Here is a 13,155-nt window from a genome sequence, read left to right as displayed (position 1 = left end):
AGGAGGGAGAAAGTATGTTTCATCGCATAGAAGAAGCATTGGAAGATTTGCGTCAGGGCAAGGCAGTCATCGTGGTAGATGATGAGGATCGGGAAAATGAAGGAGATTTTGTCTGCATGGCGGAAGCGGCTACGCCTGAAATGATCAACTTCATGGTCACACATGGCAGGGGACTCGTTTGCGTACCGGTGACAGAAGAGCACGCGACTCGCTTGCAGCTCCATCCGATGGTGAATGCCAATACAGACAAGCAAGGAACGGCTTTTACCGTGTCCATCGATGAAGGGAGTACACACACAGGGATATCCGCTCAGGAGCGCTCTCAGACGGTCTTGGCAATGCTGGACGATCAGAAGGCCGCAGAAGATTTCCGCAGACCGGGACATATTTTTCCGTTAATCGCGAAGTCTGGCGGTGTGTTGCGCAGAGCGGGTCACACCGAGGCGGCAGTTGATTTGGCTCGCTTGGCGGGGGGCATACCGGCGGGAGTCATTTGCGAAATTATGAACGAGGATGGCTCCATGGCACGTCTGCCGCAATTGGTAGAGATCGCACGCCGCTTTGATCTCAAGCTGATTACGATTGCAGACTTGATCGCATATCGGATGCGGACGGAATCCATGGTGAAAAAGGAAATCGAAGTGCAGCTTCCGACCGCCTACGGTGACTTTCGGATAGCGGCCTATACGAACGAGCTGGATGGCAAAGAGCATGTGGCTCTCATCAGGGGAGAGATTGGACCGGATGAGCCCATTCTCGTCCGCGTTCACTCGGAGTGCTTGACAGGCGATATTTTCGGCTCTTATCGCTGCGACTGCGGTCCACAGTTGCACGCTGCATTGGATCAGATTGAAGCGAACGGACGCGGTATTTTATTGTACATGCGCCAGGAGGGCAGAGGCATTGGCTTGATTAATAAGCTGCGTGCCTACAAGCTGCAAGAGGAAGGCTTGGATACGGTTGAGGCCAATGAAAAGCTAGGGTTCGCCGCTGATCTGCGAGATTACGGGATCGGTGCACAAATTTTACGAGATTTAGGTGTGCAACGCATGCGGCTTTTGACCAATAATCCACGAAAAATCCGCGGGCTTACCGGATACGGATTAACAGTAGAAGAACGGGTGCCGCTTCAAATGCCGGAGCATCTGCACAACAAACGGTACCTATCAACAAAACAAGAGAAGCTGGGTCACCTGCTTCATTTGCACAGATAAGGAGAGGGAATAAGCGATGAGAACATTCGAAGGACATTTGGTTGGAACAGGTTTGCGTGTAGGGATTGTGGCAGGACGCTTTAACGAATTGATCGTAAGCAAGCTGGTCGGAGGGGCTCTCGATGCCCTGAAGCGTCATGGCGTAGAAGATGAGCAGGTAGACGTGGCTTGGGTGCCAGGGGCATTCGAAATTCCGTTGATCGCTAAAAAAATGGCGGAATCCGGTCGCTATGATGCCGTTGTTACATTGGGAGCTGTCATTCGTGGCTCCACTCCGCATTTCGATTACGTCTGCAATGAGACCGCAAAAGGAGTTGCTTCTCTATCGCTATCGACTGGGATACCCGTTATTTTTGGCGTTTTGACGACAGACAACATCGAGCAAGCTATCGAGCGAGCGGGAACAAAAGCAGGCAACAAAGGCTGGGAAGCAGCAACGGCAGCAATCGAAATGGCTAATTTATCTAAGCAGTTCGCCTAATCAGTTCATATGGAGAACGAGATATTTCAACGGGGGCTTCGGCTCCCGTTTTCTATTTTTTTGGATAAAATCACCACGGGCAGGCCAAAGTAAGAAAGATTTTCCTGAATAAAGGGGGGATCTAGCGTGAAGCCGACTGATTGGTGGAGAGCGCAAGTAGAGGCCATACAAGCAAAGCGTCGCATCGGTTCGGGTCAAGCGCGGCGAAGCGAACAAATTACACCGGATATGGTAAAACAATGCATGCAAAACGTGGATGACCTCAGCAGCTTGTCATTGAAGATGAATGACGAAGAGGTACACGTTTTTTTTCTCGATACGCTGGTGGATGTGTCCCAGATTTATGAGAATGTCTTTCTTCCGTTGCAGCGTTCTGATGGTAGAGATCCAATGCAGGTGCTCCCCTTCTCACAGGAATGTCTTCTTGACGATATGGAGACGTTGATGAGTAACTTGCTACGCGGTCATACCATCTTGTTTTTCCTGGAAAGGGATCTCATTCTGCATGTGAATACATTTCAGGTCGCTCATCGTTCCATTACGAAATCCGAGACAGAGGCGACCGTCCTTGGACCGCAAGACTCCTTTGTTGAAATGCTGGAGATCAATTTGTCTTTGCTTCGGAGAAGACTGGCTACGCCTCATCTGAAAGTATCGAGCTACACGATTGGCACCGAGGCGCAGAACAAGGTAGCTGTGATTTATTTGGACAATATCGCGAACGCGGAAAATGTGGAGCGCGTGAAAAAACGCCTCGACAATGTCATTTACCCTGGTTTTGTCGGGATGCCTGTCTTAAAGCAAATGCTGGAGGACAAGCCGTACTCTCCGTTCCCACAATTCGGCTTGACGGGTCGGCCTGACAATGCAACAGCAGCCTTGTTGGACGGCAGGATCGTGATCATGCTGAATGGCAGTCCGGATGCTGCCATCTGTCCGACTTCCTTTTTGGAGATGTTTAGCAGCCCCGAAGACTTTTACAATCGATGGTCAACGGCGAGCCTGCTACGGATGATTCGATTTTTCGGTTTATTTATCACCATTATGCTCACCTCCAGCTACGTTTCTGTCTTGACGTTTCATCCGGAAATGCTTCCCCCCGCTTTGCTGACAATTTTGTCTGAATCACGCAGTCGGGTGCCTTTTCCGCCCGTGATCGAAGTGCTCATTATTGAGCTCGTCATCGAGATCCTGCGGGAAGCAGGGATACGCATGCCGACTAAAATCGGCCAGACAATCGGTATCGTTGGCGGTATCGTGATCGGGACAGCCTCAGTACAAGCGGGGTTAGCCAGTAATATCCTGATCGTCCTTGTTTCCGTATCGGCACTGCTTTCTTTTGTGCCACCTAATTTTTTGATGAGTAATGCGATTCGGCTCGTTCGCTATGGTTTCATTTTGATGGCAGGTGTATTGGGCATGTACGGCCAGATGCTGTCGCTGGCGTTTTTATTCGCGCACTTGCTCAATCTGACTTCGCTTGGGACGCCGTATATGGCTCCGGGGGTTCCGCGTCAATGGACCGATTTGATGAATAGTCTCGTACGTGCGCCATTGAGGTTTATCGTCAATCGCAACCGCATGTCCCGGGCAAAGCAAAAGCATGTCCGGCCAGTTGGGGAGGACTAAGGAGATGGATCGAGGGAGAATTCACAGCCTGAATCCGATCCTGGTAATCGGATTGATTATGAATACGATGGTGGGGGTTAATTTACTTGGACTGGCTCACCATGCGAGCAAAATGGGCTACAATCTGTGGTGGTCTCCGATTTTGCTGGGATGCATCGTCAGCTTAACGCTATTTCCGATGATGGCCCTGTGCCGACGTTATCCAGATGATAATCTGTTTCGGATTCACGAGAAGCTGTTGGGAAAATGGCTGGGACGCTGTTTCAATATCCTGATTATCGTCTACGCCATTTTAAACGTATCTACCGCCAATGAAGGATACGTCAGGCTGATTCAAACCTCCATGCTGAGCAATCAGACAGCCACACTGCCATTGCTTGGATTGACATTGGTCATGGTCTACATTACGAACGGCGGCATCAAATTGATCGCGCGTTTTTGTCTGCTAACGTTCTTTTTTACGGGCTGGATGGTTTTTCTATTGCAGTACGGCTTTCAAAAGGGAGGATTCACGCATATTTTTCCTCTTTTTAATACAGATTGGCGCAGTATAGCCGAAACGGTGCACAATTCTTACGCGAGCATGCTTGGGTATGAATTGGTCCTGTTTTTCTACCCATATATCCAAGAGAAGAATAAGGCACACAAGCATGTACTGATTGGGGTATGGATCGTGGTTTTGTTGTACGTCATGATCCTGATCACAAGCGTAGCTTATTTTTCTGAATGGCAAATGGACAATCTCATTTATCCCATTTTGAATTTGTTTAAGGCTGTAGAGCTGTCTTTTTTGGAGCGGATCGAAAATCTCGGGATTGGTCTCTGGGTCTTCCTCATTCTCAGCACGAGTACGGGATACTTGTGGGTTGCCCGTACCGGTCTGGAAGAAATGGCAGACAAGACGAAGCTGTGGCATCTGCTTTTACCGACAATCATTTCGTTTCTATTCATTGTGGGGCCATTATCTGTAGAAAAACAACGCTACATTTATGACAAGGTGACTGTTTATATGGCCTATGGATTGATCTTATGGCCGATTTTTTTGTTATTGCTTCATTCCTTGAGGTTCGGTAGAGGAGAGCGGGTATCATGAAGAGGGCGAGCTGGTTCATTGTTACGGTTATCCTTTTGCTCAGCCTTTGCGGTTGTGGGGGAGAACTCGAACGGCCGGCACTGGAAGACATGGCCATGATTGGGGTTATGGGCTTCGATTATGTGGATCGTGAAAAGATTGATGTCACCGTATCAGTACCGGTTCCCTCCAAAAATAAGGAATCTACGCAGGTGTACGCTACGTATGCCTCGATGACGAGCGAGGCAATGCTGAATCTCGCGACAAAAGCAGAGAGGACCATGTCCCTCTCGCAATTACGTGTGATTTTGTTCAGTGAAGAATACGCCCGCAAAGTAGGGATCGGAAAAGTCATTCTTGATCTCTATCGCAATCCGATTGTAGGAGAAAATGTATACATTGCCATCGTAAAAGGAAAAGCGAAAGATGTCATCAAAGGAACCTATAACCACAGGCCGGAAATTAACACGTATTTGAACAACTTGCTCCGTCCGCGAGTAGAAACGGCCTTTTCGTCTTTTGCGACCATTCACGATTTTGTTTTTATGATGACCAGCAACACGATGGACCCCAATCTTCCTTATCTGATCCACAGTGACGGAGAGATTCAGATCACCAAGGCGGCCCTTTTTCGAGTAGACAAGATGATCGGAATTTACTCACAGCGAGAAGGGAAGCTGGTTCAGGGGTTTCTGGGTAGAGAGCGCTTGCCCCGTATGAGCTTCGAATTCCAGCACGAGGCGAAGACAGGTAAAAAACAAACGGAAAAGGTCGTCTTCGATTTTGTGCGGGCAAAAACGAAAGTAAGCAGCAATGGCAGCCTGAAAAAGCCTGTCATCAACATCAAGCTTCGGGTAAGAGGGATGCTAGTGGGCTATTCAGGCAGTAAGGACTTGGAGAAGCGGGCTCAATATCGGACCATGGTTCAAGAGCTTGAGAAACGGATCAAAAAGGAAAGCATGGAGATGCTGGTGCGTTTTCAAAAGCAAGGGGTTGACCCGGCGCAGCTCGAGGAGAGTATTCGCCAAAAGTATTATGGCAAGTGGACACGCGAAACGGGTCTCGCCCTTTATAAAAAAGCGAAATTCAACGTCGAGGTTCATGTGGATGTAGTTGGTTTTGGCACACTGAAATAAGGAGTAGCCGCATTCCGGCGTGGTTAGAACAGACGCTTGAATTCGCGCCAGATCGCACCCAAAGTCCGGCGATTTATGTTTTGGAGCTTGCCGTACAACAGGTTCGTCAAACCAATAAAGGTGAGCTCCTGATCTTTCGTATATGGATACCAATTGAACTCACGCTTGCGTTTGCCTGGATCATGGATGACAGAGATGCTGTGCGTAAAGGCTTGCAACCCAGAAGGTCCGCGATAACGGCCGATGCCACTCTGTTTGACCCCGCCAAAAGGAAGATGGGGATTGGCGTAGCTGATAATGACGTCATTGATGCACACATTGCCGCTGTCGAGCTGACGAGCTACGCGATCCGCTTTTGTTTGATCGGCTGACCATACCGAGGCATTCAGCCCGTACGGTGAGCTGTTAGCCAGTCGAACAGCCTCTTCTTCGGTGGCAAAAGTCATGATCGGCAATACTGGACCAAAGGTTTCTTCCCGCATGATTTTCATGTCAGATGTCACGTTTGTGAGAATGGTCGGCGCGATATACATGCTGCCAGTGGAAGGAAGTCCTCCGGTGACTGCGGTCGCGCCCGTAGCCAGTGCTTCGTTAACATGCTCGCGGACAATGCCGATTTGTTGGGAAGACGTCATCGAACCGACCTCGGCCTGATTCGGATAGCTTTGGCGCAATGCTTTTGTCTTTTCAGTAACCAGCTTGAGAAATTCAGGGTATACCTTTTCATGGACAAAAAGCCGTTCAACAGACATACATACCTGTCCGGAGTTCGTAAAAGCCCCCCACACCGCGCCATTTGCTGCCCGCTCCAGATGAGCGTCTTCAAACACGATCATCGGGTCTTTTCCGCCTAGCTCCAGTTCTACTGGGATCAAATGCTCCGACGCTGCCGCCATAATTTTTTTGCCTGTCGCGACAGAGCCTGTGAAAAAGATTTTATCTGGGCGCGCAGCTACCAGCGCCTGTCCAGCTTCGCGTCCTCCATGCAGGACGGTCACGACACCATCCGGCATAGAAACAGCGGAAAACACCTCTTCAATGAGCAGTCCGGTAGAAGCAGTCACCTCGGAAGGTTTTAAAATAACGGTATTGCCTGCTACGAGGGCAGATAATACAGGAATGATGGCAAGTTGAAACGGATAATTCCACGGAGAGATGACCGCGACGACACCCATTGGCTTGTAGTGAATATACGATTTTTTCGGCCACAGCACGATAGAGGTTGGTACCGGCTGATCGGCCAGCATCTGATAAGCATGTTTTTCATAAAAACGAATCGTGTCGACAGTGACGAAAATTTCGGTCATATACGCTTCCAATGTAACTTTTCCGGTAGCCTCACTAATTTTTCGGGCGATTTCTTCGCCGTGATCGACTAAATAGTGCCGCAACCGTGTCAAATAGTCCAGACGCCGAGCCAACGAAGTAGTGGACCAAGCTGGAAAGGCAAGACGCGCACGTGCCATCGCGTCTTCTACTTGTTCTGGAGTCGCTTCCTGTAAAGAGCCAAGTAGCTCACCAGTGGCGGGATTTTGCATGGACATGACTGCCATTATGATTCACCTCGATTCAGAAGATAAAGATTCAGAAGATAAAGATTCAGAAGAGAAGAATGTATGCATCAAATGGGCAAAGGCCTGTTCAAAACGGGCAATCGCTTCTTCCGGCTTCTGTAACTCATCGAGCAAAAATTGAATAAGGAATCCGTCGATTGCAGAGTAAATGAGTGAGATGGCATAATCTTCGTCGATGGTCAATGAAGATTGTTCTTCGCGCTGCAATCGTACGAGCATTCGAGAGATGAGCTGATGCAGACGGGACCGAATCCCTTTTACCTGTTCACCAAACGCAGGAACGTACATGGCCTGTACCTGCAAGTCATACCAGAGCCGATGCAGCTTCCGATCCTCTTGTAGACTCCGGCACAAGACACGGGCTAGAGCTGCTGACCATTCGCCAGATGGAGCTGCGAGCACTTCGCGTTCCAACTCCTCCATAAAACGTCCTTTGTAGCTAGAGATTACAGCGAGCAAAAGCTCTTCTTTGCTTGCAAAGTAATAATGCAGAATGCCAAGTGAGACGCCAGATTCCTTGGCAATGTCACGCAAGGAAACATGTGCATACCCTTTTTCAGCCAGACAAGCAGTTGCTTGCTCAATCAAAAATGCCCGTTTTGCTTCGGCTTTTTTCTGGGTAGTCACTTTTTCACCTCTTTTTTGGACGACTGTCCAGTTTTTCTGCTTTTATTGTATTTTTACGAAAGATGTCTGTCAATGAAAAGAGCTGCCCATAAAAAAGAAGCGGCTTCATTGCCGCTTCTTTTGCCGCTCCCAGCGTCGTAAATATGGATACGGATCAAATGACCAATCTGCTCCACCTGTTTCCCGATACATACCGTAGTGTAGATGGGGAGGGAATTTGCCTGAGGTGCCGGGCTTCCCATATCCAGAGCTGCCGATATATCCAAGGACTTCACCCGGCTCCACGATGTCACCCGGCTTCAACCCCTTTTTAAACGAGGACAGATGGGCAAAGTAATGGTACACATTGCCCATGTCACGCATGCCGATTCGCCATCCGCCATACCTGTTCCAACCGATTACTTCGATGACTCCGTACGCTGTGCTGAGTACAGGGGTGCCGTGACTCGCAAAAATATCGGTCCCCTCGTGGATACGACGCCCACCCCAGCCGCGTGGAGCCCCCCATGTACTGCGGTAGCTGTAATCGTATCTCGCGGGGATAGGAAAATGCCGCTCATCTAGGTCCAGGTGTTGATACTTTGCATACACCTGCGCGAACTGCCTGATCGTCTTCACGGAACGATCCCGCTGGTAGTACGACCAGAGACCAATTTGCCAATCCTCGTGGGAGAATCCGTATTGGGATAGGTAGTGAATGAAGGTCGTGAGTGCATCAAGATCGTTGTGACGATCTGCGACACCATCGCCATCTCCATCCATCCCCATGCCTTCAAAAAATTGAATGGATACCGGATTCGTATCCTCTGCATCAGGATTGAATGCACCTGCCCAACGTTCGCTTGGAATGTCCACAGCCGTTAGTCGCGAAACGTTTTCTTGCTCCTGCTTTTTCCGGCGTATTTTCATGGTTCGCTCGTATTGATCAATGGCTGCTAAATAATTCCACGGAATACCATACATTGATTCCAAGCGCAAAAAAACTTGCAAGCGCTCTTGAAGAACCGGGTCTTGCTTATTGGCGGACGGAGCAATTCCGGCGACGGATTCTAGTGGTGAAATAGCTGCAACCACGCACAAGCTGATCTGAATGATTAGGCGGAAAACTCGCATGCCGTCTCCCTCCAGCCTCGTAGTCTTTTGTTGTAGTTTCTACCAGTTGGAGTGGATTATCCAAGATACTTTTGGAAAGCTTTTTGGCAATTATTGAGGAAAGTTTTGTAAATTTGCAGGAAAGGAGGCAGGAGCACACCGTACAGCCAAAGAATTGAAATCAGGAGGAGTGTATTCCTTAAAAAATCGACCTGAGGAGGCTGTGTGATGAGCAAAAAAGTGTTGATTGTAACAGGTGACGCTGTAGAGGCACTGGAGGTTTTCTATCCGTATTACCGGTGCTTGGAAGAAGGATATGAAACGGTTATTGCAGCTCCAAGCGTGAAAACCCTGCACACCGTTTGCCATGATTTCGAAGCACACAGTGAGACATACACAGAAAAGCCAGCTTATCAGCTTCCCGCCCATGTTGCATTCTCAGACATTAACCCTGAGGCGTTTGACGCCTTGATTATTCCGGGTGGACGAGCACCTGAGCATATCAGGCTCAATGAACACCTGAAGCCGATTGTGGCGCACTTTTTCGAGACGAACAAGCCAGTCGCAGCCATCTGCCATGGCTCTCAAGTATTGACCATTGTTCGCGAGCACTTAGCTGGACGTGAAATCACAGCTTATCAGGCATGCAGACCCGATGTAGAAGCGTGCGGAGCGATCTACCAAACAGAAACACTCCATGTCGATGGCAATCTTGTTTCCGGACATGCATGGCCAGACTTGCCAGGCTTCATGCGTGAATTCCTCCATTTGCTCAAGTGAAAACCAATACTCCAAACTTCCGTCATTGCTGGCGGAAGTTTTTTCGTTCTGACAGATGCTTTTCATCCAGCCTTTTCCTCTGTATCATAAAGGGAAAGTATGTTCGTCTGTTTCATGTGAGGAGTGAAATTGGTCGTGCTGTCATTTATTCATACAGCGGATGTCCATCTGGATGCGCCGCTTCAAATGTTGGGGGAGCGTTACGAGCTGCGTCAGGATGATTTTCGTCAAACGATGAAAAGAATCCGTGACCTTGTTCAGCAAAAGGGAGCAGACTTCTGGCTCATTGCCGGAGATTTGCTGGAGTACCACGGGGGAAGACGATCAACTGCGATGTTTTTACATGATTTGTTTGCCAGTATCGCACCAATCCCTGTTGTGATCGCACCTGGCAATCACGATCCGTGGCGAGCAGATTCGTTTTATCAAACATTGGAATGGCCAGGAAACGTCTACTGGTTTACACCGGAGTGGGGTGTGTATGAATTTCCCGAAAAGTCGTGCGTGATCTACGGCTGGGGCTTCGGGCAGCCACATGTGTATGAATCGCCACTCGATACGTTTCCAGGCAAATTGGAAGGGTATGCCCATCATCTGATGGTTCTGCATGCCAGTGTGCTTTCCAATTCAGGTGACGAAGAGCATCATCCGTATGCGCCTGTAACCTTGCAGCAGCTCGTACAGACGGGCATGGACTATGTTGCGATGGGACATATCCACAAGCCGGAGCAATTCATGCATCCTGTCAAAAAACAACCGTTCGCAGCTTACCCAGGATCTCCAGAAGGATTGACGAGTAAGGAAGCTGGAGAGCGAAACGTTTTGTATGGAGAGCTGGATCTTGATGGCAGATTGCAGCTCACGGCGATTCCTGTCCAGTCACGCAAAATTCGAAAGCTGGAAATCGAAGGGAAAGGAGTCGAAACCACTGAGCAGCTCATTGACAGGATGGAGCAGCAACTCGCAGAGGAAAAGGATTCCGATCTGATGTACATCACGCTGACAGGAGAACGTGCCGCCCATTTTCAGCCTCCATTGTCCGTTCTTCAACAACGATTTTCCCGCTTTTTTGTGCTGCAGATGACAGACCGGACCTGGCCTGATGTGGATGAGGACAAGCTGATCGCAGAGGGGGGCGTTTGGGGGAGATGGCTTTCCAAGCTGGCAGAGGCAGAGTCCCGTGCGCAAAATGAGGACGAGCGAGAAATCGTCAGGCTAGCCAAGCAAGAGGCTTTGGTGCGGATTGGGGGGACCATTCGATGAAAATAGAGGAGCTAGTGCTGAGGGGCTTCGGAAAATGGCAGGATGCTACTTTTCGTTTTGCTCCAGGCATCAATCTGTTTTATGCCCCCAATGAGTCAGGAAAATCAACGATCCTACAAGGTATTTTCGCTGCCTTGTATGGAATGAAGCGCGATTACGTCAAATCAGCCCGATATTTGCCTGAATATGAAAAATACCGTCCGTGGCAGAGTGGCTCGTATGAAACGATCATTTCGTACAAATTAGCGGGGAAAACCTATCGCCTGCATCGCCAGTTAACGAAGGAACGGGAGGAGGCGCGCCTCTTTTTGGACCCCGAATGGACGGAAATGACTGATCTATATCTGGAAGACAGACGCAAGGAACGGAATTTTATCGAAAAGCATACGGGCCTTACACGAAGTCTATTTACGGATTTGACTTGGATCAGGAGGGAACCGCTTCAGGCGGCTGAACATTTGATTCCGACTTTTACGACTGCGGAAGAAGCCAATCCGGCTGTCCAACAAATTTTGGCGGAGCTGGATCGGGAGGTTGCCCTCATCGGCAAAAAAGAACGGGCCGAGAATACCCTTTTGGGAAAAGCCGCTACGAAGGTGGCCCAAAAAGAGCAGGAGAAGGAAAGCGCAAAAGCAGCGTGGCGAACGATCAGCCAACTGACGCTGCAAATAGCGGAAGCCACAGAAGAATGTCAGCAATTAGAGCAGCGGCGGAGCCGATTGCAGCAGCGTCTGGAGCGCTCAACCGGACAAGCAAAAGCGTTGCAGGAACGCTGGCAACGAAGTCATGCTCCTGTCAGTCAACAAGACTGGGCGTGGTGGGAGCAAACAGCTCGCTCTGAGGCTGAGTTAGCTATTCACGAAGAAGCAAGACGCGGTTTCACTCATGTAAACATGCCGACGGATGCTGTACAACAGGGTGATGAACGTCTCATTCCCTTACAACATGATTATGAAAAAGGCACACAATGGCTCAAGCAGCGAGAAGCATTGCATGTTCGTTTGGCGACCCTGGCTGTATCCGCCCTTTCTACAAGTCCGCGAAGTACTGCCTCACGCAGCTCCCGACAAGGCAATCAGGCGAAAAGGAAGCGGGGAGCTGTACTCATGTGGGGCGGCGCAGGGATACTGTCTGTTCTCGGGGGAATCGGCTTTGTGAGTGGACATCCCGTTCTGGGAGGAATTTCTGTGACTGCTGCTTTGTTGCTGTTCGGCTTTGGGGTTTTCTTGCTCCGAGTAAAAGGGAGTACGGTCGGAGCTAAACAGGCAGCGGATCATGATGCGGTACAGGAAAGTCAAAGGGTACAAGAAGAGATCGCTTCACTCGATGCTGAACTCGCCACACTCGTTCAGCGATGGGGTGCGAGTAATTGGGATACATTTTTGGAAAGACGGGAAGAGCTACTGAAAAGCACACGCAAGCAACAATCTGAGCAGCTTCTATCGGAGATGGCCAAAACGAAGCAGGAGGCCGATTTGTCTGCAAGCTGGGGTGAGGCACTTCGGACCTTGCTGGATCAGGAAAAAAACGCGCTTGAGACGGAGCAAGGCAAATTGCGCATCGAGATGGTGGAGATTGAGGAAAGACTACAGGAACTGCGTGAACAAATAGCCAGAGGAAATGGGGAGATGGCGGTTCATGAGAGCCTGTCATTATCTCGCGCGACTGATGAGCTTGAGGAAGCGCAGGCAGCACTTCGTCAGCTACAAAATAAGCGAGATGCCCTTCAATTGGCTCGGGAAATGCTGCAAGAGTCAGTAGGGGAATGGCGGCGGGATAGCACACCTGCTGTGAACCAGCAGGCTTCGGAGATCATCGAGCATATTACAGGGGGAGCGTATCGGGATGTCAGACTCGATCCCCGTGACGGATTTGCCGTCCGTTTGCTGGAACCGACCAAGCAAATGGTGCTCGAACAGGATCAATGTTCTACAGGGACTATTGATCAGCTATACCTTGCCCAACGTTTGGCCTTGGTGCATCATGCCAAGCAGTCGGAGCCATTGCCGCTCTTTTTCGATGATCATTTTGTCCATTATGATGACGAGCGCCTGCGTCGAACGCTTGACTATATAGCGATGCTGGCACAAGAACAGCAAGTGTTTCTCTTCACCTGTCATGAGCGAGAGCTGCGCATGCTTGCGCCATTGCTGCGTCAAGGGAACCGCCATGCCGTGCATCAGATCGGGTAATTGTTTCCGGGGGAGGAAAGAGGTTGCCCCTCCGAAATCCAACCTCTATAATGGAGATTGTTATTGTCTTGTACCATGATGTCACATGAGGAGTG

Annotated in this window: 11 protein-coding genes; 8 read left to right on the top strand and 3 right to left on the bottom strand. The window is 49.7% G+C overall.

Annotated features, from left to right (window positions below):
• Positions 1-14 precede the first annotated feature (14 nt).
• The 5 genes from AB432_RS24760 to AB432_RS24740 all read left to right on the top strand — a co-directional run bounded on the left by AB432_RS24760 (position 15) and on the right by AB432_RS24740 (position 5,532).
• The gene (locus AB432_RS24760) at positions 15-1,214 is read left to right on the top strand and encodes a bifunctional 3,4-dihydroxy-2-butanone-4-phosphate synthase/GTP cyclohydrolase II (RefSeq protein WP_048034550.1); all 1,200 of its coding nucleotides are present in this window, start codon (positions 15-17) and stop codon (positions 1,212-1,214) included.
• 16 nt (positions 1,215-1,230) lie between these two features.
• Entirely contained in the window at positions 1,231-1,695 is a 465-nt protein-coding gene (gene ribE / locus AB432_RS24755) for a 6,7-dimethyl-8-ribityllumazine synthase (protein WP_015893048.1), read from the top strand.
• Between the two features lie 126 nt (positions 1,696-1,821).
• Positions 1,822-3,324, top strand: coding sequence for a spore germination protein (locus AB432_RS24750; protein ID WP_048034549.1), 1,503 nt, complete (start codon positions 1,822-1,824; stop codon positions 3,322-3,324).
• A gap of 4 nt (positions 3,325-3,328) precedes the next feature.
• Entirely contained in the window at positions 3,329-4,417 is a 1,089-nt protein-coding gene (locus tag AB432_RS24745) for a GerAB/ArcD/ProY family transporter (protein WP_048034548.1), read from the top strand.
• Positions 4,414-5,532, top strand: coding sequence for a Ger(x)C family spore germination protein (locus tag AB432_RS24740; protein WP_048034547.1), 1,119 nt, complete (start codon positions 4,414-4,416; stop codon positions 5,530-5,532). The genes AB432_RS24745 and AB432_RS24740 overlap by 4 nt, the downstream gene beginning before the upstream one ends.
• A gap of 23 nt (positions 5,533-5,555) precedes the next feature.
• Here AB432_RS24740 and AB432_RS24735 read toward each other — a convergent pair whose 3' ends face one another.
• The 3 genes from AB432_RS24735 to AB432_RS24725 form a co-directional block, all read right to left on the bottom strand.
• Positions 5,556-7,085: an aldehyde dehydrogenase family protein gene (locus AB432_RS24735; protein WP_048034546.1), complete on the bottom strand. Its 1,530-nt coding sequence runs from the start codon at positions 7,083-7,085 to the stop codon at positions 5,556-5,558.
• A gap of 6 nt (positions 7,086-7,091) precedes the next feature.
• On the bottom strand, positions 7,092-7,733 hold the full coding sequence (locus AB432_RS24730) for a TetR/AcrR family transcriptional regulator (protein WP_048034545.1): 642 nt from the start codon (positions 7,731-7,733) through the stop codon (positions 7,092-7,094).
• Positions 7,734-7,838: 105 nt separating this feature from the next.
• Positions 7,839-8,846, bottom strand: a complete 1,008-nt coding sequence (locus AB432_RS24725; RefSeq protein WP_048034544.1) for a M23 family metallopeptidase — start codon at positions 8,844-8,846, stop codon at positions 7,839-7,841.
• Positions 8,847-9,053: 207 nt separating this feature from the next.
• Here AB432_RS24725 and AB432_RS24720 point away from each other — a divergent pair, with 207 nt between their 5' ends.
• From AB432_RS24720 to AB432_RS24710, 3 genes are all read left to right on the top strand, one after another.
• A complete protein-coding gene (locus AB432_RS24720; RefSeq protein ID WP_015893041.1) occupies positions 9,054-9,605 on the top strand; it encodes a DJ-1/PfpI family protein in 552 nt (183 codons plus the stop codon).
• Between the two features lie 135 nt (positions 9,606-9,740).
• Positions 9,741-10,868, top strand: a complete 1,128-nt coding sequence (locus AB432_RS24715; RefSeq protein ID WP_048034543.1) for a metallophosphoesterase family protein — start codon at positions 9,741-9,743, stop codon at positions 10,866-10,868.
• Positions 10,865-13,060 carry an ATP-binding protein gene (locus AB432_RS24710; RefSeq protein WP_048034542.1) on the top strand — a complete coding sequence of 732 codons (2,196 nt, stop codon included), beginning with the start codon at positions 10,865-10,867 and terminating at the stop codon, positions 13,058-13,060. Before AB432_RS24715 ends, AB432_RS24710 begins: the two co-directional genes overlap by 4 nt.
• Positions 13,061-13,155 lie beyond the last annotated feature (95 nt).

The organism is Brevibacillus brevis (assembly GCF_001039275.2).
GTDB classification, from domain to species: Bacteria; Bacillota; Bacilli; order Brevibacillales; family Brevibacillaceae; genus Brevibacillus; species Brevibacillus brevis_C.
This window is presented reverse-complemented; position numbering and strand designations above follow the sequence as displayed.

Excerpts from the sequence above, each read along its gene's own strand:
- AB432_RS24760 (WP_048034550.1), top strand. The coding sequence starts at position 15 with ATGTTTCATCGCATAGAAGAAGCATTGGAAGATTTGCGTCAGGGCAAG.
- ribE (WP_015893048.1), top strand. The coding sequence starts at position 1,231 with ATGAGAACATTCGAAGGACATTTGGTTGGAACAGGTTTGCGTGTAGGG.
- AB432_RS24745 (WP_048034548.1), top strand. The coding sequence starts at position 3,329 with ATGGATCGAGGGAGAATTCACAGCCTGAATCCGATCCTGGTAATCGGA.
- AB432_RS24740 (WP_048034547.1), top strand. The coding sequence starts at position 4,414 with ATGAAGAGGGCGAGCTGGTTCATTGTTACGGTTATCCTTTTGCTCAGC.
- AB432_RS24735 (WP_048034546.1), bottom strand. The coding sequence starts at position 7,085 with ATGGCAGTCATGTCCATGCAAAATCCCGCCACTGGTGAGCTACTTGGC.
- AB432_RS24725 (WP_048034544.1), bottom strand. The coding sequence starts at position 8,846 with ATGCGAGTTTTCCGCCTAATCATTCAGATCAGCTTGTGCGTGGTTGCA.
- AB432_RS24720 (WP_015893041.1), top strand. The coding sequence starts at position 9,054 with ATGAGCAAAAAAGTGTTGATTGTAACAGGTGACGCTGTAGAGGCACTG.
- AB432_RS24710 (WP_048034542.1), top strand. The coding sequence starts at position 10,865 with ATGAAAATAGAGGAGCTAGTGCTGAGGGGCTTCGGAAAATGGCAGGAT.